The organism is Agrococcus versicolor (assembly GCF_039531815.1).
GTDB lineage: Bacteria > Actinomycetota > Actinomycetes > Actinomycetales > Microbacteriaceae > Agrococcus > Agrococcus versicolor.
Genome location: NZ_BAAAQT010000001.1, coordinates 1050 through 20463 on the forward strand (window position 1 = coordinate 1050; position 19414 = coordinate 20463).

A 19414-nucleotide genomic window follows, 5' to 3' on the forward strand; every position below is an offset into this window, starting at 1 on the left:
GCGGACCCACCACCGGCGCCGCCGGGATCAGGGCATCATGCCGATGCCGTGCGGCGCCTCCAGGTCAGGACGGCGCCGGCTGCGACGAGCGCACCCGCGAGGGCGAGGGCGCCGAGCGCGAGGTCGCCGCCCGTGCGGGGCAGGCCACCCGTCTGGCCGGCCACCGACGACGCCGGCTCCGACGGGGCGGGTGCCGAGGGGATGACCGGCACGGCCGTGATGGTGTTCGTCACCACGACGACCTCGGCGGCCTCCTCGGACCCGATGGTGAGGGTCGTCGTCGACAGCTCCGAGCCGGCCCACGTCGCGCCGTGCACCGCGGCGGGCGCCGCCTCCGACAGCGTCACGACGGCGCCCTCCGGCAGCGCCGGCGACGTCACGGCGTCGCCGTTCGCGGGCAGCCGCAGCGTGCCCGAGCCGGCCTCGTAGCCCGGACCGGCCGGGTACGAGTAGTCGAGCGCGAACGTGGCGTCGGACGGCACGAGCGCCGCACCGTCGCCGACGAGCACCTTCTCGGCCGAGAAGACGCCTGCGCCGAGGGTGAGCTCGTTCGTCACGGTGACCGTGACGTCCGAGGCCGCGCTGCCGATCGTCAGGGTCGACGCCGAGAGCACGGGTGCGCTCCAGGCGGCGTCCTCGATCGGCGCGGGCGTGGCCTCGACGAGCGTGACGACGGCGCCGACGGGCAGCGCGGGCGAGGTGACGACCGTGCCGTCGGCCGGCAGCGTGAGCGAGCCGGAGCCCGCCGCGAAGCCGGGGCCGGCGGGGTAGGCGTAGTCGAGCTGGAACGTCGCGTCGTCGGGCACCGCGTCCGCACCGTCGCCGGTGAGGATCTTCGACGCCGAGAACGTGTCGCGGTCGAGCGCCAGCTCGTTGGTGACCGTGACGGTGGCAGCGGCCGCCGCCCCGATCGTCACCGTGGACGTGGAGAGCACCGGGGTGCGCCACGTCGCGTTCGCGACCGGTGCCGGCGTCGCCTCGGTGAGCGTGACGACGGCCCCGATGGGCAGGGCGGGCGAGGTGACGACCGTGCCGTCGGCCGGCAGCGTGAGCGAGCCGGAGCCCGCCGCGAAGCCCGCACCGGCCGGGTAGGCGTAGTCGAGCGTGAACGTCGCGCTCGCGGGCACCGCGCCCGCACCGTCGCCCGTGACGAGCTTCGACGCCGAGAAGGTGCCGGTGCCGAGCGTGATCGTGTTCGTCACCGTGACCGCGACGGCGCCCCCCTGGCCGATGGTCACGGTCGAGGGCGAGATGACCGGCGTGCCCCACGACGCGTTCGCGATGGTCGCGGGTGCGGCCTCCGAGAGCGTCAGCACGGCGCCGACGGGCAGCGGCGCGGAGGTCGCGACGGTGCCGTCGGCGCGCAGCGTGAGCGAGCCGGAGCCGGCGGCGTACCCGGTGCCGGCGGGGTAGGAGTACTGCAGCGTGAACGTCGTGTCGCCCGAGACGAGCGAGGCGCCCGAGCCCGTGACGACCTTCGACGCCGTGAACGTGCCCGTCTGCAGGGTCGCGGTGTTCGTGAGCGTCACGGGCGTGACGGCCGCGCCGACGATCGCGAAGTCGTCGATCGAGAGCGCGGGGGCGCCCCACGTCACGTTCGACGGGGTCGTCGGCAGGATCTCGTCGATGCTCACGATCGATCCGGTCAGGAGGTCGGGGCTCGTCCACGTGCCGTCCTCGGCCACGCTGAAGGTGCCCTGCGTCACGACGCCCTCGGGGTCGGTCGCCGTGTACGTGCCGGTGAAGGCGATGCCGGGGACGGGCGCGCCGCCGTTCCACACGACGTCCTTCGTGATCGAGAAGCGCCCGACGTCGTCGCCATCGCCCGTGGCCCCGCCGCCCTGGCTGCGCACGTCGTTGCTCAGCGTCTCGGTCGAGCCGGCGATGGTGAGGTCGGCGGCGTTCGAGTAGGAGAAGCTGTTGCCGGCGTTCGTCGTGTCGACGAAGAAGACGACGTTGTAGACCCAGCCCTGCTGCGTCTGGAAGGTCGCGACGGTGTCGCCGTTGCCGTCGATCGAGACCTGCAGGCCCACGAGCCCGTCGACGCGCTGGAAGCCGGTGGGGAAGCCGCCGGCGTCGAACTGGTTCGTGCCGTCGACGTGGACGTCGAAGCCGGTGCCCTCCGTCTGCTGCTGCTGGTTGGGCCCGAGTCGGTCGACGACCGTCACCGTCTGGTCACCCGGCATGCCGCCGGCCGGCGCCGCGACGTTCACGGTCCATCGGATCGAGTCGTCCGACACCTCGTAGTCGCCGTACTTGTAGCTGTCGCGACCGTCGAAGACGCACTCCGGGCACGTGCCCGAGGCGGGCGTGACGGTCACCGTCGTGACGACGCCGCCGAAGTCGTATGAGACCTGCGTGCTCTCGGTGACCTCCGTCCTCACCGCCACGAAGAAGCGGAAGGTGCCGTCGACGTTGAGGGGGTTCGCCGCGAGGTAGGCCGGGTCGATGTCGCAGTACAGCTGCGTCGCGGTGACCGTGCACTGGCCCATCACGGCGTTCTGCGGGTCGAGCAGCGGGAACGCGTCGGTGAGGCCCTGGAGGGCCGCGGGCAGCGGCACGACGAAGCCGGCGGGAGAGGGCGCGTTGTCGGGCAGCGACCACGTGCCCTCGATCTGCGCCTCGGAGCCCGACTGCACGGTCGACTGGACGAACGTCAAGGAGTCGATGGTGCCGTTCGAGGCGTACGGCGGCGCCGCGACGGCGGCGGGCGCTGCGATGAGCGTCACGAACGCCACCGCCGTCGCGGCGATGATGGCGCCGGCGCGCGTGCGCCAGCCTTGCAAGCTCTTCACGGGGTGCCTCCAATGGCAGATCCGCGCGGCCATGCGGCGACCGCGGGAGGGGTTCGAAAGGTGAGTGCTCGTCACCTTCGAAGGAATCTAGCGACGGGATCGCACGCCGAGACGGTCCCGCCAGAGGACGTCAACTTCTGGCGACAACGTGGCGCGTGAGAGGCCCGGACGCCCTCGTCCGCTGTCCCCCGGATGCCTGTCCCGCGGCCGGCCCGCGCTACGAGATCGAGGGACGGGACGGGGGGAGGCGGACGCCCGCCGGTGCGTGCATGAGGAAGCAGAACGCGCGCAGCGCCTGCGTGAGCATCGCCGGGTCGCCGTCGGCGTCCCGTGCGAACGACGCGTGCACCATCGCCACGTGGAGTCGGCATGCGCGCAGCGTCGCGCGGCGATCGCCGCCCACGACGACGTGGAGCGTGCTCGCGAGGCGCCACCACCACGCGTCGTCGTCCGCGCCGCCGGGGCGGAGGTGCCGCGCCGAGCGACGGACGCGGTAGAGCTCGACCACCGCCTCGTGGAACAGCTGCGCCGAGGCGACCGACGGGTGCGGGTCGAGGCCGGCCTCGGCGACCGTCGCGATGAGCCGCGCGCCGTTCTCCGCCCGCAGGGCGTCGAGGATGTGGAAGCGATCCTGGAAGTGGCGGTAGACGGTGCCGAGGGGCACGTCGGCCCGCTCGGCGAGGATGCCCGTGGAGAAGGCGTCGGCGCCGATCTCGCCCACGAGGAGCTCGGCTGCCGCGACGATCTCCTCGCGATCCATGAGCGCGATCGTGCGCTCCGTCCGCCTCGCCTGGTCGCTCACGCGCTCTCCTTCGTCGCAGCGGCGTCGCCGCGCTGCGCCAGCGCGGGAGCCCCGAGCACAGTGTCGCTCCGGGCGCCGTCGCCGGGGTCGCCGATCGCGCGGAGGATCAACCTCCGGTGACGGTGGATCGTCAGCGGTCGTGGAGGAGGTTCGCGAGCTGCACGCGGTTCTCGACCTCGAGCTTCGCCATCACGCGGGAGACGTACGTCTTGACGGTGTTGGGGCTGAGCTTCAGCGCGTCGCTGATCTCGGCGTTGCTGGAGCCGGACGCCACGAACGACGCGACGGCGGACTCGCGCTCCGTCAGGACCCGACGCGGCCGCCCGGAGCCGACGGACGCCGCGCCGACGATCGCGTCGCGGATCTGCTCGGCGGGCGCCGTCTTCGGCACGAAGGCGTCGGCACCCGCGTTGCGCGCGTGCTCGACGAAGTCGGCGCCGACGGTGCACGACATCAGCACGATGCGGATGCCGGGATGGCGGTCGCGGACCGACGGGATCATCGCCGTGCCGTGCATCGTCCGCATGCGGACGTCGCTGAGGATGACGTCGACCGGGATCTGCGTGAGCTGCCGCAGCACGTCGCAGCCGTCGGCTGCCTCCGTCACCACCGTGATCTCGGGCATCGCGCGGAAGAGGAGCCGCAGGCCCGAGCGCACGAGCGGGTCGTCGTCGACGATCATGACCCGGAGGCGGCCGGGTGCGCCGATCATCGGTCCACCGGGAGGGCCAGGGCGACGCGGAACCGCGTCGGCTCGCTCAGGATGGAGAGCTCGCCGCCGAGCAGTGCGGCACGCTCCCGCAAGGCCATGAGGCCCATCCCGGTCGAGATGATCGACCGCTTCGAGATGCGCGAGCGGTCGTTCGCGACCTCCGCCTGGACCATCGTTGGCGTTCGCATCGACACGACGATCGACACCTTCCCCTCGCTGCCGTACTTCAGGACGTTCGTGGTGCACTCGCTCAGGAAGTCGACGATGCTCGCGGACACCTCGGCCGGCGCCCGCTCGAGCGCCGCGAGGTCGATCCGCTGCTCGACGCCCATGCCGGCGGCGCCGGCCGCATGCTCGAACCGATCGAGGAGGCCGGGGAGGTCGCGATCGCGCTCGAGGTGGCCGTCGGATCCCGGATGCAGCATCGTGAGGATCTTCTGCAGGTCGTCGGCGATGCCGTCGGTCGCGCGGAGCAGCTCGGCCGAGGTGCTCGAGATCTCCCCGTCGCTCAGGACGTCGCGATGCTGCAGCACGGATCCGTAGATGTGGACGACCGCGAGATGCCGCCCGATGCTGTCGTGGAGGCTGTGCGCGATGCGCATGCGCTCCTGCTCGCGCACCTCCGCGACGACGGCCGCCTCGCGCTCGCGCGCCACGACGAGCGCATGGTCGGCCTCGTCGCGCCGAGCGCGGAGCCGGCCCGCCGCGAGCCCGGTGGCGACGGCGCCCAGGAACGAGGCGACGTGCGCGAGCGCGATCGCGGCGTACCCGCCGGCGGAGCGGTCGGGGCCGAGGACGACGACCCAGATCGCGAACTGCGCGACGCCGACCGCCGTGGCCGCGAGCGTGATGACGACCTGATGCCGCGGGCGCGCGTGCAGGCCCGTCATGAAGAGGACCGACATGAGGGCGGGCACGCCGACGAGCGAGCACGCGTTGGCGGCGATCACGATCGCCGCGCCGGCGTTCGGCCTGCTCCTGCGCACGTAGAGCCCGATCGTCGACACGGCGCCGCTCGCGACGGCGAGCGTCCACTCGATCGTCGAGGCGCTCGCCTCGGTGATGACGAGGAACCAGACGACGCCCGCCGCGAGGATGGCGGCGAGCACGAGCGCGGCCGCCATCGGCGACGCGTCGATGGGTCGTTCCTCGATGATGACTCCTCATGCGTGCAGGCCCAGCCGCATCGCTGGGTTTCGCTCATGGTCTGCGCTGCGTCGATCGCCTGTCAAGAGGCCTCGAATCCACGATGTCGGCTGCAGGCACCGCCTATGGCTCGGTCGATCTCTGCTTCACCTGAAGTTGACACTTCGGCGACGAGCGCCACTGCTCGCCGGCGCCAGACCTAGCGTCGTGCTCCATGCAGGCAGCCACCACCCCGGGCACCAGGACTCGACCCGACGCCGTGTCGCAGCTCGTCGACTTCCTCGGCGCACCCGCGCACGAGCTCGAGGTCGACGCGTTCGGCGAGGCGCTCGCTCGCGCCCTGCGCGTCCCGTCCCCGCAGCGCCCGGGCGATCTCGTGGTGCTCGCCCGCACGCTCGCCGACGTCGCCCGCGCACGCGCCGGGTTCCGCAGCGCGCTGGCGATGGAGCCGTCGATCGAGACCCGGCGCGGGCGCTCGGGCATCGAGGCCGTCCTCGTCGAGGTCGACGCTCGCGGCGGAGGGCGCCTCGACCCCGCGGCGGCACGGCGCATCGTCGTCCTCACGCATGCGGCGCTCGCCGTCCACGATCAGGCGTCGCGCGACGAGCTGCTCGCCGCGGCGCTCGAGCACGCCGCGCTCCACGAGCGCTGATCCCCCAAGCCACTCGGCGCGCACCCTGACGCGTCCGAGGCCCCGCCGAGCCGGCACCTGTCAGAGGAGACACGCAGCATGAGCACCCAGGCCGATCGTCCCACCCAGGAGCGCCAGCTCCCACCCACGTCCGTCCACGAGGGGAGGACGCGCTGGACGCCCGGGAGGATCGCCCTGTGGGCGGGCGTCGCCCTCCTGGGCGCGATCGCCTGGACGATGCTCGCCGTCGTCCGCGGCGAGACCGTCAACGCGATCTGGTTCGTCTTCGCCGCGGTGTGCACGTACCTGATCGGGTACCGGTTCTACTCGAAGGTGATCGAGCGGCACATCACGCGTCCGGACGATCGGCGTGCGACGCCTGCGGAGCACCTCGCGAACGGCAAGGACTTCGTGCCGACGGATCGTCGGGTGCTGTTCGGGCATCACTTCGCGGCGATCGCGGGTGCGGGTCCGCTCGTGGGTCCGGTGCTCGCGGCGCAGATGGGCTACCTGCCGGGGACGATCTGGATCATCGTCGGCGTCGTGCTGGCCGGTGCGGTGCAGGACTACCTCGTGATGTTCTTCTCGATGCGTCGCGGAGGCCGCTCGCTCGGGCAGATGGCGCGCGACGAGCTGGGCCGCTTCGGCGGCACGGCGGCGATCGTGGCGACGCTGCTCATCATGATCATCATCACGGCGATCCTCGCCCTCGTGGTCGTGAACGCGCTCGGCGAGAGTCCGTGGGGCGTCTTCTCGGTCGCGATGACGATCCCGATCGCCCTGTTCATGGGCGCGTACCTGCGGTGGATCCGGCCCGGTCGGATCACGGAGGTGTCGATCATCGGGTTCGTGATGCTCATGGCCGCCATCGTCGGCGGCGGCATGGTCGCCGAGACCCAGTGGGGCCAGGACGTCTTCACCCTCGACCGCACCACCATCGCGTGGGGCATCATCGTCTACGGCTTCATCGCCGCAGTCCTGCCCGTGTGGGTCCTCCTCGCGCCGCGCGACTACCTCTCGACCTTCATGAAGATCGGCGTCATCGTCGCCCTCGCGGTCGCGATCGTGTGGGTGCGGCCCGAGATCGAGGTCCCGGCGTTCAGCGAGTTCGCCGGCGGCCAGACGGGCCCCGTCTGGGCGGGCAGCCTCTTCCCGTTCCTGTTCGTCACGATCGCCTGCGGAGCGCTCTCCGGGTTCCACGCGCTCATCTCGTCGGGGACGACGCCGAAGATGGTCGAGAAGGAGCGGCAGACGCGCTTCATCGGCTACGGCGGCATGCTCATGGAGTCGTTCGTCGCCGTCATGGCGCTCGTCGCCGCGCTGTCGATCGACCGCGGGATCTACTTCGCGATGAACGCCTCGGCAGCGGCCACGGGCGGCACGATCGAGGGCGCCGTCGCCTTCGTGAACGGGCTCGGGCTCGCGGGCGTGAACGTCACGCCCGAGCTGCTGCAGGGCACGGCCGACGCGGTCGGCGAGGAGTCGATCGTGTCGCGGACGGGCGGTGCGCCGACCCTGGCCGTGGGCCTCGCGAACATCATGCAGCAGTGGATCGGCGGGCCGTCGATGATGTCGTTCTGGTACCACTTCGCGATCATGTTCGAGGCGCTGTTCATCCTCACCGCCGTCGACGCTGGCACGCGCGTCGCCCGCTTCATGCTGCAGGACTCCATCGGCAACGTCCTGCCCCGCTTCAAGGACACCTCCTGGAGGCTCGGCGCCTGGATCTGCACCGCCGTCATGGTCGCCGGCTGGGGCGCGGTGCTCATCATGGGCGTCACCGACCCGCTCGGCGGCATCAACACCCTCTTCCCCCTCTTCGGCATCGCCAACCAGCTGCTCGCGGCCATCGCTCTGTCGATCGTGCTCACGATCGTCGCCAGGCGCGGCACCTGGCGCTGGCTGTGGGTGATCGGGCTGCCGCTCGCCTTCGTGTCGGTCGTGACGATCACGGCGTCGTTCCTGAAGATCCTGTCCCCGGTGCCGGCCGTCGGCTACTGGGCGAACCACATGGCGTTCCGCGACGCGCTGGCCGCAGGCGAGCAGTCGTTCGGCACCGCGGGCACCGTCGAGGCGATGGAGGCCGTCGTGCGCAACACGGCGGTGCAGGGCACGCTCTCGATCATCTTCGTGACGCTCGCGATCGTCGTCATCGCCACCTCGGTGCTCGCCGTGGTGCGCGCATGGCGGTCGCGCGAGATCGTCGACCGCGAGGATGCGGCGGTGCCGTCGCGGCGCTTCGCTCCCGCGAGCCTCGTCGCGACGAAGGAGGAGCGCGAGATCCAGGAGCTGTGGGATGCGCTGCCGAGCGAGCAGCGCCCGACGCGGGGCCACGGGTGACGGCTCGGGCTGCGCTCCACCGGGGCATCGCGCGCGCATGGCGCGCCACGGCCTGGTACGTGCGCGGCCTCACGGGGGAGTCCCGCTACGAGACGTACCTCGCGCACGAGCGCATCGAGCATCCGCACCGCCCGCCGATGCAGCGCACGCAGTTCTGGCGCGAGTACCACGCGTGGCAGGACTCCCACCCGCAGGGGCGATGCTGCTGACGGCGTCACCGCATGACCGCGAGCCCGCGGTCTCGCGCCGATCCTCGGATCAGCGCGAGGCTGCGGGCTCCGGCGCGTCCGGCAGGAGCTCGGCGAGGAGCGCCGCGACGCGATCGCGGATCGCGTCGCGGATGGGACGGACGGCCTCGATGCCCTGCCCAGCCGGGTCCTCGAGCACCCAGTCCTCGTAGCGCTTGCCTGGGAAGAACGGGCAGGCATCGCCGCAGCCCATCGTGATGACGGCGTCGGATGCCTGCACCGCCTCGGTGGTCAGCACCTTCGGCTGCTCAGCGGTGATGTCGATGCCGACCTCGGCCATCGCCGCGACCGCGATGGGGTTGATCCGCTCGGCGGGCATCGAGCCGGCCGAGCGCACCTCGACGCGGTCGCCGGCGAGCGCCCGGACGAAGCCCGCAGCCATCTGCGAGCGACCCGCGTTGTGCACGCAGACGAACAGCACGGACGGCCTCTGGTCGGTCATGGCATCCATCATCGCGGATCGCTCACGCACGGGCGGGCACGGCGCCGACGAGCGCCTCGACGAGGCCCTCGGGCGTCGGCGTCCTCGCGACCGCCGAGACGTGGAGGCCCGCACGTCGGCAGTCCTCCGCCGTCTGCTCGCCGATCGCGACGACGGTCGTGCCGGCGGCGAGCCCCAGGCGGAGCACCTGCTTGGCCACCGAGCCGCTCGTGACGAGCACGGCGTCGACGGGCGTCTCGCGCGGCTCGAAGGCCGTGAGCGCCTGGTCGTCGTCGACGAGCACGCCCAGCGCATCGAGCTCGTGCTCGTCGCTGTCGAGCACGGAGACCGTCCGGTACGCGACGACGTCGACGACCTCCATGCCCTTGGCGTCCAGGCCGTCCTTGATCGTCGGCTTGGCATCCTCCGAGCGGGGCCACAGCACGCGGCCGGTCGGGATGGGCCACTCGTCGACGAGGCCTGCGGCCGACTGCCGGCGCGGCACGAAGGCCACGGGGATGCCGCGCTCGCGCAGCGCCGCGGCCGTGACGTTGCCGACCGCGGCGACCGAGACGGCTGCGGGCACGCGGGGCAGGTAGCGCACCGTCGACTGCGACGTCACGACGAGCCAGTCGAACCGACCGGCGCCGAGCTCGTCGATGCGGTCGCGCAGCGCATCCTGGTCGGTCGCCGGAGCGATCGTGATGAGCGGCAGGACGAGCGATGCGAAGCCCGCCTCCTCGACGAGCGACGAGACGTGGTCGCCCCAGGAGCCCGCGCGGGGGATGAGGACGCGCATCAGGCCCGATCCAGGTCCATGGCGCCCGCGTCGACGAGCTCGCGCACGGCGCGGCCGGCGACGTCCATCGCGGCGTCGCCGAGCTCGCGCGCGCTCTGACCGTCGAGCGTGTACGCGTGCGACGACGTGAGGTGCTGCGAGCCGTCGGCGGCGTAGACCGTGGCGGTGAGGAAGAGCATGCCGTCGTCGACCTGGGCGCTCGCCGCGATGGGGGCGGAGCAGCCCGCCTCGAGCCCGGCGAGCACGAGGCGCTCGGCGTCGGCGCACGCGCGGGAGACGAGGTGATCGGTCGGGGCGACCGCGCGCCGCGCCGCGTCGTCGCCGTCGCGCACCTCGACGGCGAGCGCGCCCTGCGCGGGCGCCGTGGGGAAGCGTCCGAGGCCGAGGACCTCGGTCACGGCGTCCTGGCGACCCAGGCGCGTGAGCCCGGCGAGCGCGAGCACCACGGCGTCGAGGTCGGCGTCCGGCCCCTGCGCACGTGCGAGGCGCGTCTCGACGTTGCCGCGGATGTCGACGACCTCGAGATCCGGCCGCACGCGGCGCAGCTGCGCCGCGCGGCGCGGGCTGCCCGTGCCGACCTTCGCGCCCTCGGGGAGGTCGTCGAAGCCCAGGCCGTCGCGAGCGCAGAGCGCGTCGCGGGCGTCCTCGCGGCGCGCGACCGCTGCGAGGGCGATGCCGGGGTGCGGCGCGGTAGGCAGGTCCTTCATCGAGTGCACGATGACGTCGACGCGGTCGTCGAGCAGCGCATCGCGGAGGGCGGAGGTGAAGACGCCCGTGCCGCCGATCTCCGCGAGCGACCCGCGATCGACGTCGCCGCGCGTCGTGATCTCGACGATCTCGACCTCGCCCGAGAACCGCGCGGCGAGCGCCTTGGTCTGGGCGAGCGCGAGCGCGGAGCCGCGCGTGCCGACGCGGAGGGTCACGGCTGCACGCCCGCGATCGCCGGCTTGAAGCCGAGGCGCGGGTTCTCGCAGCAGCCGGGCCTGCAGGTGTCGAACCAGGGACCGAGGTCGGTCACCGATCCGCGCTGCTCGACGGGGCGCCCCTCGAGGCGCTCCTGCACGAGGTCGACGAGCGCACCGACGTACGCGGGGTGCGTGCCGGGCGTCGGCGTGCGGCGCGCCCACAGGCCCTGCTGCTCCGCCGTCTCCAGCGCCTCCTCGTCGAGGTCCCACATGACCTCCATGTGGTCGCTCACGAAGCCGAGCGGCACGATGAGCACCGCGGTGCGGCCCTCGAGGCCCTCGATGGCGTCGTTGACGTCGGGCTCGAGCCAGGGCTGCGTGGGCGGGCCCGAGCGCGACTGGTAGACGAGCTGCCACGCGATGTCCGGCGCGACCTGCTGCATGACGTACGTCGCGACCGCCCGGTGCTGGCCGGCGTAGCCGCCGCCCTCGCCCCAGGCGAAGAGGTCGGGCGCGCCCGAGCGCTCCGCGTCCGCCGTGGGGATGGAGTGCGTCGCGAAGAGCACCTCGATGGCGTCGTCGGCATGGCCGGCGCCGCGCGCCTCCGCCACGGCGGCCTCGACGCCCTCGATGAACGGCTGCACGAAGCCGGGGTGGTCGAAGAACTGGCGCACCTTGTCGATGCGGATCGTGTCCTGCAGGCCCGTGGCCTCGAGGGCATCCGCCCAGTCCTCGCGGTACTGGCGGCACGACGAGTAGGAGGAGTACGCGCTCGTGGGGATCGCGAGCATCGTGCGCACGCCGTCGGCGGCGGCCTGCTCGAGCGCCTCGTCGAGGTACGGCGCCCAGTTGCGGTTGCCCCAGTAGATCGGCAGGTCGAGGCCGGCGGCCGCGAAGGCCCCCCGCATGGCCTCGAGCAGCGCGCGGTTCTGGTCGTTGATCGGGCTCACGCCGCCGAAGTGGCGGTAGTGGTGCGAGACCTCCTCGAGACGCTCGTCGGGGATGCCGCGACCGCGCGTGACGTTGCGGAGGAACGGGATGACGTCGTCCTGCCCCTCGGGTCCGCCGAAGCCCGACAGCAGCACGGCGTCGTAGCGCGTCGGCTCCAGCACGTGCGCGGGGCCGGACTGCGCCGCGGGCGTGGCGCTCGCCACGACGGCGCCCTCCTCGAGGCGCACGCTCGTCGCGGCCGGCGGCTTGAGCTCGCGCCGCGGCGCGGGCTCGGCCTGCGTCGACTGCGCCTGCTGCTGCTGCACCTGCTCGAGCAGCTCGCCACCCATCGCGGTCGCCTCGAGGCTCGTCGCCTCGTCGTTCGATCCGCAGCATCCTCCACCGCAGCAGCTCACGCCAGCACCTCCGTCACGTCGGTCGTCTCGATCCTGCGGCCCGTGAAGAACGGGATCTCGTCGCGCACGTGCATCCGTGCCTCGACCGCGCGCAGGTCGCGCATCATGTCCACGAGCTCGACGAGGTCGTCGGACTCGAGGGGGAGGATCCACTCCCAGTCGCCCAGCCCGAACGCGCTCACCGTGTTGGCGATGACGCCCGAGTAGACGGCGCCGCGGCGGCCGTGCTCCGCGAGCATGCGCGCGCGGTCCTCGGCGGGCAGCAGGTACCACTCGTAGGAGCGGTTGAACGGGTACACCGTGATCCAGCCGCGCGGGTCGACGCCGCGGAGGAAGCCGGGCACGTGGCGCTTGTTGAACTCCGCGTCGCGGTGCACCCCCATCGCGCTCCACACCTGGTCGGTGCCGGCGAGCTCGACCGAGCGGCGGAGCCTGCGCACCGCGTGCTGCAGGTCGGCGGCGTCGGGGCCGTGGAGCCAGAGCATGAGGTCGGCGTCGCCGCGGAACCCGGTGAGGTCGTAGATGCCGCGAAGCGTCACGCCCTCGAGGCCGGCCGCGGCCTCCTCGAGCGTCTCGCGCCCCTCGGCGCCGGGGGAGTCGCCCCGCTGCAGCACGACCCACACGGCGAAGCCCTGGGGCTCGTCGAGGTCGCGTCCGCTCGGGTGCCGGATGATCTCGACCGGTGCCGTGCCGATGGAGACGATCGGTGCCATCTTGTCGTCGCTCACTCGTCCATCCTCTCGCGTCGTGGGGGGTCGTGCTCGCCACTCGGCGAGCCGTCGCGCATGGGCTCAGGCGCGCTCGTCCGCGCCCGTCGACCGCACGGCGTCGACCATGCCCGACAGGAAGCGGCCGACCGCGGCCAGCTGCTCCGGGGTCAGGTCCTCGGCGACCGCCGCCATGCGCGCGTGCAGGTCGCCGAGCGTCTCGCGCACCTCGCGATCGGTGTCTGCGGTCGGCACGAGGACGACGGAGCGCCGATCGGACGGGTGCGGGCGTCGCTCGACGTGGCCGGAGCGCTCGAGGCGGTCGACGAGCGCCGTGACCGACGCGGACGAGATGTCGAGCGCCTCGGCGAGGTCGCGCTGCCGCACGAGGTCGTCGTGGCGCTGCGCACGCAGCAGGTGGCGCAGCGCGCGCAGGTCGGTCTCGTTCATGCGCATCGACGAGCGAGCGCGGGCGCGCATCGCTGCCTCCGCCTCGCGGTAGCGGCGCAGGAGGTCGAGGACCTCTGCGGCGGTTCGCGCGGGACCGCCCTCGAACCAGGGCTCGGACGCGGAAGGAGCCTCATCGGCTCGCGTGCGGGCCGCGACCGGTGCATCGCGCACGTCGGTCATCCGTCCCACCCCCTGGCAGCATCGTCCGACTTCCTCGAGGATACGGCGGCGGACGCCGCATCGACAACTCGTCAGGCAATATGCCCCCCACGTTGCTAGATTGTCGAAGGATCATCGACGAGCGCGTGGAGGTGCCGGTGACGACCATCGACGTCGCGGACGCCGGGACGAGTGCCGCGGGCGACTCGCGGCTCGCGTGGACGTGCCCCGAGCCCGTGCTGTGGACGGCATCCGAGCCCACGCCGCACGGCGCCGTCTACGCGGGCTTCGTGCAGCAGGTCGGCGAGCGCTTCGTCGCCGTCGACGGCCTCGGTGCCGCGCTCGGAGCCTTCGACGAGCTCGAGCTCGCGCAGCGGGCCGTCGCCGCCGCGGTCGCGACGACCCTCGCGGCATCGATCTGGATGCGGCAGGTCTGACGTGCGCGCCCTCGACGACACGATGCTGCACGCCCTGCGCGGCGCCGTCGCACGCCCCGACGCGTCGCGGGCCGACGACGCTCGCGACGATGCCTCGCAGGCCGACGTCGCGCGCGCGCTCATGCGCCTGCGCACGGCCGAGTCGCAGATGCTGCGCCGCCGCTCTGCGTCGCGCGGGCTCGGCGAGTCGGACACCGCGGCGCTGCGCCTCGTCGTCGACCGAGCCGAGCAGGACCCCGTGACGCCGACGGAGATCGCGGCGCACCTCGGGCTGACGACCTCGGCCGTCACGTCGCTCGTCGACCGCCTCGTCCGCGACGGCCACGTCGAGACGCGCCCGCATCCGAGCGACCGCAGGCGCAAGGTCGTCGTGCCGACCTCGAGCGCCGCCGCGACCGATCCGCTCGAGCGGCACGTCGACGAGCTCGTCGCGCAGCTCTCGACCCGATCGCGTCAGGTGATCGCCGACTTCCTCGACCGGGTGGCCGCGGCCGCCGAGCGCGAGGAGCGCTGAGCCGAGGCGTCAGCCGCCGACGTCCGCGCCGTCGCCGTCCAGCGTCTCGTCGACCTGCTCGCCGAACCGCTCGCGACGGATGCGCAGCGCCGCCTCGCGCGCCTGCGGCACGACCTGCGCGAGCCCCGTGCCCGCGAGCCACGCGCCGACGACCTCGAGGTTCGGCTCGGCCGCGACCGCCTCGCGCACGCGGCGCTGCATCGCCCGCGCGCCGATCGCCGACGACGGCTGCGCCTGCTCCCACCGCACGCGGTCGGCGGCGACGGGCTCGGGCACCGGCACGCCGAGGATGTCGGCGGCGTCGCGCCGCGCGAGGGCGATGGCGCCCGCGTCGTCGAGGCCGGCCGTCGCGGGCGCCTCGCCCGCACGCCCGTACGAGAGGCGCAGCACCGCGCGCCCGCCCGCCGCCTCCGCGAGCCACGCCCACTTGGCCGTCGCATGCGTGAGCGCCTTCGCCGCGATGCCCGCGTCCTCCGCCACGAGCGCGCCCGAGCCGCGCGGTGCGCCGTCGAGGCCGTCGACGACGAGGGTCACGAGCTCCACCGTCGTCGCGGGCGCCGCCTCGAGGTCGATGCCCACGCCCTCGAGCAGCGCCGCGGCGGCCACGCCGGGCGTCGCGACGACGACGGCCGACGTCGTCCAGCGACGCTCGCCCGCCTGCACGGCCCACCCCGCGCCGTCGCGCTCGACCCGGTCGACGACGACGCCGGCGTGGATGGTCGCCCGGCGGTCGACCTCGCCGCGCAGCGCGTCGGTGAGCCGGTGCATGCCGCCGCGGATGCCGCGCACGGCGCTGCCGGGCCGCGCGCCGTCGCCGATGCGCAGCGCGACGCCGCCCGAGAGCGACCCTGCACGCGTCATGGCCTCGTTGAGGCCGGGCGCGACGACCGCCACGTCGAGGTCGCGCGCGTCGGACGAGTAGACGCCGCCCGAGATCGGCGCCACGAGCCGCTGCAGCACGGCCTTGCCCATGCGCCGCTCGACGAGCGGGCCGAGGCGGTCGTCCTTGCCGACCTTGAGCACGGGCATGAGGCGGTCGAGGTAGGCGCGCAGCGCGCCGCGCCAGCCGAGCACGGCGATGACGTCCTGCGCGAGCGGCACCGAGGGGATGCCGAGCATCGAGTTGCGCGGCAGCGGCACCGACCTGCCCTGCAGGCGCAGCCACGCGCCGCCCGGCTCGGGATCGACGAGGTCGTCGCCGAGCCCCAGCTGCTCGGCGAGCTCGGCGACGGCGCCGCCGCGCACGGCGAACGACTCGGCCCCCGCGTCGAGCGCGAGGCCGGCGAGCTCGTGGCTCGAGACGATGCCGCCCGTGCGCTCCCGCGCCTCGAGCACGACGACGTCGTACCCGCGGCGCGCGAGGTCGTTCGCGACGACGAGGCCCGCGACGCCCGCGCCGATCACCACGACGTCGTGCTGCGGGGGCTCGGGCTCGGCGACCGCGTCCGCGCCCACGGCGGTCATCGGCTGCGCGTCGGTCGCCGGCTGCGCAGCGTCGTCCGCCCCCGCCGTGCCGAGCGGCTCGACGTCGGTCGTCCGCTCGCCGGCTGCGGCATCCCCGTGCTCGGTCATGCTGCGTGCACGTGCTCGACGATGCGCGTCAGCACCGTCGGATCGGTCTCGGGCGGGACGCCGTGGCCGAGGTTGAAGACGTGGGCGCGCGCCGACGCGCCCTGGCGCAGCACCTCGTCGGCCGCGGTCGCGATCGTCTCCCACGGTGCGCCGAGCAGCGCCGGGTCGAGGTTGCCCTGCACGGTGACGTCGCTGCCCATGCGCGCGTGGGCGACGTCGAGCGGCGTGCGCCAGTCGACCCCCATCGCGTCGACGCCGAGCTGCATCGCGCCGTAGAGCTCCATCGCGCCGACGCCGAAGTGGATGAGCGGCAGCCGCCGGCCGTCGGAGGCCGTCAGGTCGCGGACGTGGTCGAGCGCGCGCGACGACGCGGGGGCGACGTGCTGCACGTAGGCGTCGAGCGGCAGCGAGCCCGCCCAGGAGTCGAACAGCTGCGCGGCGCTCGCACCCGCATCCACCTGCGCGCGCACGAAGCGGCCCGTGACGTCGGCGCACCAGTCGGTGAGCCGCGCCCACGCGACGGGGTGCGAGCGCAGCATCGTGCGGGCGGCGAGGTGGTCCTTCGACGGCCGGCCCGCCACGAGGTACGCGGCGAGGGTGAACGGCGCACCCGCGAACCCGATGAGCGGCGTCGTGCCGTCGCCGATGCCCGCGAGCCCCGCGACCGTGCGGCGCACGCCCTCGCGGACGGGCTCGAGGGCGTCGTCGAGCATCGCGGGGTCGGTCGCGACGAGGCGATCGACGTCCTCCGGCGTCGCGATGGGCGAGCCGATGACCGGGCCGACGCCCGGCTCGATGCGCACGTCGACGCCTGCGAGCAGGAGCGGCACCATGATGTCCGAGAAGAAGATCGCCGCGTCGACGCCGTGGCGTCGCACGGGCTGCAGCGTGATCTCGCTCGAGAGCGCCGGATCGAGGCAGCTGTCGAGCATGTCGTGCCCCGTGCGCAGCTCGCGGTACTCCGGCAGCGAGCGACCGGCCTGGCGCATGAACCACACCGGCGTCACCTCGGGGCGCTCGCCCCGGTAGGCGCGGATGAGCCGGCTGTCGCCGGTCGTCGCGTGGAGCGGGTGGTCGCCAGGGAGGGTCGTCATCGTGCCTCCATCCTCCCACCCGGTCTCGCCGGGCGGCGTCAGCGCCTGCGCGGCGAGCGCGGGCGTCGGCGACCGGGCCTCGTGCCGTCGCCGTCCGTCGCGACGATCGGATGCGCGCCGGGGGAGGCGGCGATGCCGGCGACGAGGTTGACGAGGAATCCGAGCACGCGTCTCATGGCCCCAGCCTCGCAGACGCATCCCTGCTCCGCATGTGGATCGGCTGCGCACGCAGGGGACCGTGGAGCGGGATCCCGGCCGTCAGTCGCGCTCGATGCGCCGCACCTGCACGGTGAGCCGGGCGTCCGACCAGTCGCCGGGGAGCGCGGCGCGCACGGCCGCGGCAGCCGTGCGCGAGACCTCGCGGACGTCGTGCGACGTGTGCACGCCGATCGCGACGCGGATGGCCCGCGGCAGCACCGTGACGTGGGCGAGCACCTCGCGGCGCTGCCCCTCGACGACCTGCGCGAACGCGGGCGCCGCGACGTAGCAGTGCGCGACGCCGCGCACCGTGAGCAGCGACGCGTCGACCGCGCGTGCGACGTCGATGGGGTCGGTCATGGTGCGCTCCCGGGGAACACGTCGTCGACCACGACGTCGACCGTGCCGATCGTCAGCGGGGAGTGCGACACGAGCGCGCGATGCACCTCGGTGCGCACGTCCTCCGCGATCGGCACCACCGGTGCGCCGAAGCGCACCGCGACCGTGACGCGCACGTCGAGCACGCCGTCGTGCTCGGCGAGGTGCACGCGGCCGACGAGCACGTCGTCGACGGAGTCGCCCGCCGTCCTCGCGACCTCGCGCAGCGCACCCTCGGTGATGGTCGTCGACGTCAGCTCGTCGGTGTCCTCGATCGGCAGGTCGCGACCTGCGCGCACCTCCGAGCGGATGATGCCGAGCAGCTGGTCGAGCCACTGGTCGTCGCCCGGGCCCGCCGCGGCGGCATCCTCGTCGGCCATCGTGCGAGCGAGGCCGCCGAGGCGCTCCATCGACTCCACGAGCGCGCGAGCCTCCGCGTCCTCCTCGATCGCCGCGATCCGCGGCATCCGATCGCGATCGACGTAGGCGGAGAGCTGCTCGAGCGTGTGCCCCGAGCCGCCGACCGTCTCGGCGTCGTCGGGCTCGATCCCGTCGTCGTGCATGCTCACCTCCACTCCTCCATCGATGCCAGCACCGTCTGTCGTGCTCGGGCAAGCCTGCCGCGCACGGCGGCCGGCGTCGAGTCCGTGCGCTCGGCGATGTCCTCGTAGGACATGCCGGCGAGCTCGCGCAGCATCCACGCATCGCGCTGGTCGGCGGGCAGCGCGTCGACGATGCGGCCGAGCGCCTGCGTCGCCGCCTGGCGCTCGACGACCGTCTCGGGACCGTCGCGGCGGTCGGTGACCTCGCGGTCCTCGATCGCGTCGGTGCGGCGGCGCGCACGCGTGCGCATGACGTCGGTCGCGCGGCGAGCGACGGCGGTCGCGAGCCACGAGCGCACCTGCGACGGATCGCGCAGGTCGCCGATGCGGCGCCACGCGGTCACGAAGGCCTCCTGCACGACGTCGTCGGCGTCGAGGCTCGAGCCCATGTAGCGGATCGCGAAGCCTCGCAGGTACGAGGCGTGCCTGCGCACGAGCACCGCGAAGGCGCGCTCGTCGCCGTCGGCCGCTCGCGCTGCGAGCAGCGCGTCCGGAGCCTCCTCCAGCTGCATCCGGCACCCCCTTCGATCGGGAGCGTACCTCGCCATCCTCGGAGGCCGAGCACGTGCGCGACACGCCCGGCATGCGTGCTACCGATGCGACCGTGACGGATGGACGCCTCGTGACGTCTCCCCTTCGAAGGACCGCCTGGTCCCGCAGACATCGTCCATCGCAGAGAGAGGCCATCACCATGGCAACCACGCAGGGAACCACCCCCATCGCCGGCACGTCCTCGACCGCCGTCACGGCCGCGTCGTCGTCGACCGCGACGGGCACGACGACCGTCGTCGACCCGGTGGTCGCGAAGATCGCCGGCATCGCGGCACGCGAGGTCCCCGGCGTCCACGCGCTCGGCGGCGGCGCCGCTCGCGCCGTGGGCTCGATCCGCGACGCGATCGGCCAGACGGACCTCGCCCAGGGCGTGCGCGTCGAGGTCGGCGAGACGCAGGTCGCCGCGGACGTGACGATCGTCGTCGGCTACCCCGAGCAGCTGCAGGTCGTGGCGAACGGCGTGCGCACCGCCGTCGCCCGTGCGATCACCGAGCTCATCGGCATGGAGGTCGCGGAGGTCAACGTGACGATCTCCGACGTGCACATCCCGGGCGACGAGCCCGAGGAGCAGGAGACGCGCGTCTCCTGACCACGCGAGACCACGAC

At 73.5% G+C, this 19414-nt stretch carries 22 protein-coding genes; 6 read left to right on the forward strand and 16 right to left on the reverse strand.

Going from position 1 to position 19414, the window contains the following annotated elements; all coding sequences use genetic code 11:
* Window positions 1-35 precede the first annotated feature (35 nt).
* The 4 genes from ABD249_RS00010 to ABD249_RS00025 all read right to left on the reverse strand — a co-directional run bounded on the left by ABD249_RS00010 (window position 36) and on the right by ABD249_RS00025 (window position 5433).
* On the reverse strand, window positions 36-2795 hold the full coding sequence (locus ABD249_RS00010; RefSeq protein WP_344339046.1) for a DUF5979 domain-containing protein: 2760 nt from the start codon (window positions 2793-2795) through the stop codon (window positions 36-38).
* 217 nt (window positions 2796-3012) lie between these two features.
* Window positions 3013-3597, reverse strand: coding sequence for a TetR/AcrR family transcriptional regulator (locus ABD249_RS00015; protein ID WP_344339047.1), 585 nt, complete (start codon window positions 3595-3597; stop codon window positions 3013-3015).
* Window positions 3598-3727: 130 nt separating this feature from the next.
* Window positions 3728-4279, reverse strand: coding sequence for a response regulator transcription factor (locus ABD249_RS00020; RefSeq protein WP_344339049.1), 552 nt, complete (start codon window positions 4277-4279; stop codon window positions 3728-3730).
* 26 nt (window positions 4280-4305) lie between these two features.
* Window positions 4306-5433, reverse strand: a complete 1128-nt coding sequence (locus ABD249_RS00025) for a sensor histidine kinase (RefSeq protein WP_344339052.1) — start codon at window positions 5431-5433, stop codon at window positions 4306-4308.
* A 236-nt stretch (window positions 5434-5669) separates the two neighbouring features.
* Between ABD249_RS00025 and ABD249_RS00030 the strand changes: the two genes are divergently transcribed.
* From ABD249_RS00030 to ABD249_RS00040, 3 genes are all read left to right on the forward strand, one after another.
* Window positions 5670-6107, forward strand: a complete 438-nt coding sequence (locus tag ABD249_RS00030; protein ID WP_344339054.1) for a hypothetical protein — start codon at window positions 5670-5672, stop codon at window positions 6105-6107.
* Between the two features lie 78 nt (window positions 6108-6185).
* Window positions 6186-8426 carry a carbon starvation CstA family protein gene (locus tag ABD249_RS00035; RefSeq protein ID WP_344339056.1) on the forward strand — a complete coding sequence of 747 codons (2241 nt, stop codon included), beginning with the start codon at window positions 6186-6188 and terminating at the stop codon, window positions 8424-8426.
* Window positions 8423-8635 carry a YbdD/YjiX family protein gene (locus ABD249_RS00040; RefSeq protein ID WP_344339058.1) on the forward strand — a complete coding sequence of 71 codons (213 nt, stop codon included), beginning with the start codon at window positions 8423-8425 and terminating at the stop codon, window positions 8633-8635. The genes ABD249_RS00035 and ABD249_RS00040 overlap by 4 nt, the downstream gene beginning before the upstream one ends.
* Window positions 8636-8684: 49 nt before the next feature.
* Here ABD249_RS00040 and ABD249_RS00045 read toward each other — a convergent pair whose 3' ends face one another.
* From ABD249_RS00045 to ABD249_RS00070, 6 genes are all read right to left on the reverse strand, one after another.
* Complete coding sequence (locus ABD249_RS00045; protein WP_344339060.1) at window positions 8685-9116, reverse strand: arsenate reductase ArsC; 432 nt, start codon at window positions 9114-9116, stop codon at window positions 8685-8687.
* A 22-nt stretch (window positions 9117-9138) separates the two neighbouring features.
* Entirely contained in the window at window positions 9139-9894 is a 756-nt protein-coding gene (locus ABD249_RS00050) for a uroporphyrinogen-III synthase (RefSeq protein WP_344339062.1), read from the reverse strand.
* Window positions 9894-10817 carry a hydroxymethylbilane synthase gene (hemC, locus tag ABD249_RS00055; RefSeq protein ID WP_344339066.1) on the reverse strand — a complete coding sequence of 308 codons (924 nt, stop codon included), beginning with the start codon at window positions 10815-10817 and terminating at the stop codon, window positions 9894-9896. Before hemC ends, ABD249_RS00050 begins: the two co-directional genes overlap by 1 nt.
* A complete protein-coding gene (locus ABD249_RS00060) occupies window positions 10814-12079 on the reverse strand; it encodes a ferrochelatase (protein WP_344339068.1) in 1266 nt (421 codons plus the stop codon). Before ABD249_RS00060 ends, hemC begins: the two co-directional genes overlap by 4 nt.
* 62 nt (window positions 12080-12141) lie before the next feature.
* Window positions 12142-12873: a hydrogen peroxide-dependent heme synthase gene (hemQ, locus tag ABD249_RS00065; RefSeq protein ID WP_344339070.1), complete on the reverse strand. Its 732-nt coding sequence runs from the start codon at window positions 12871-12873 to the stop codon at window positions 12142-12144.
* Between the two features lie 63 nt (window positions 12874-12936).
* Entirely contained in the window at window positions 12937-13302 is a 366-nt protein-coding gene (locus ABD249_RS00070; RefSeq protein ID WP_344339072.1) for a MarR family winged helix-turn-helix transcriptional regulator, read from the reverse strand.
* Between the two features lie 317 nt (window positions 13303-13619).
* Between ABD249_RS00070 and ABD249_RS00075 the strand changes: the two genes are divergently transcribed.
* Both ABD249_RS00075 and ABD249_RS00080 read left to right on the forward strand, forming a co-directional pair.
* Complete coding sequence (locus tag ABD249_RS00075; protein ID WP_344339074.1) at window positions 13620-13898, forward strand: hypothetical protein; 279 nt, start codon at window positions 13620-13622, stop codon at window positions 13896-13898.
* A 1-nt stretch (window position 13899) separates the two neighbouring features.
* The gene (locus tag ABD249_RS00080) at window positions 13900-14412 is read left to right on the forward strand and encodes a MarR family winged helix-turn-helix transcriptional regulator (protein ID WP_344339076.1); all 513 of its coding nucleotides are present in this window, start codon (window positions 13900-13902) and stop codon (window positions 14410-14412) included.
* 9 nt (window positions 14413-14421) lie between these two features.
* On the opposite strand, the gene hemG is transcribed toward ABD249_RS00080, so the two are convergent.
* The 6 genes from hemG to ABD249_RS00110 all read right to left on the reverse strand — a co-directional run bounded on the left by hemG (window position 14422) and on the right by ABD249_RS00110 (window position 18768).
* On the reverse strand, window positions 14422-15984 hold the full coding sequence (gene hemG, locus ABD249_RS00085; protein WP_344339077.1) for a protoporphyrinogen oxidase: 1563 nt from the start codon (window positions 15982-15984) through the stop codon (window positions 14422-14424).
* Window positions 15981-17078 (reverse strand): uroporphyrinogen decarboxylase, encoded by a 1098-nt coding sequence (gene hemE, locus ABD249_RS00090; RefSeq protein ID WP_344339079.1) that lies wholly within the window; start codon window positions 17076-17078, stop codon window positions 15981-15983. Before hemE ends, hemG begins: the two co-directional genes overlap by 4 nt.
* A gap of 38 nt (window positions 17079-17116) precedes the next feature.
* The gene (locus ABD249_RS00095; RefSeq protein WP_344339081.1) at window positions 17117-17254 is read right to left on the reverse strand and encodes a hypothetical protein; all 138 of its coding nucleotides are present in this window, start codon (window positions 17252-17254) and stop codon (window positions 17117-17119) included.
* Window positions 17255-17336: 82 nt separating this feature from the next.
* A complete protein-coding gene (locus tag ABD249_RS00100) occupies window positions 17337-17636 on the reverse strand; it encodes a hypothetical protein (RefSeq protein ID WP_344339082.1) in 300 nt (99 codons plus the stop codon).
* Window positions 17633-18223, reverse strand: coding sequence for a hypothetical protein (locus ABD249_RS00105; RefSeq protein ID WP_344339084.1), 591 nt, complete (start codon window positions 18221-18223; stop codon window positions 17633-17635). Before ABD249_RS00105 ends, ABD249_RS00100 begins: the two co-directional genes overlap by 4 nt.
* On the reverse strand, window positions 18220-18768 hold the full coding sequence (locus ABD249_RS00110; protein ID WP_344339085.1) for an RNA polymerase sigma factor: 549 nt from the start codon (window positions 18766-18768) through the stop codon (window positions 18220-18222). Before ABD249_RS00110 ends, ABD249_RS00105 begins: the two co-directional genes overlap by 4 nt.
* A gap of 179 nt (window positions 18769-18947) precedes the next feature.
* Here ABD249_RS00110 and ABD249_RS00115 point away from each other — a divergent pair, with 179 nt between their 5' ends.
* On the forward strand, window positions 18948-19397 hold the full coding sequence (locus ABD249_RS00115; RefSeq protein WP_344339086.1) for an Asp23/Gls24 family envelope stress response protein: 450 nt from the start codon (window positions 18948-18950) through the stop codon (window positions 19395-19397).
* Window positions 19398-19414 lie beyond the last annotated feature (17 nt).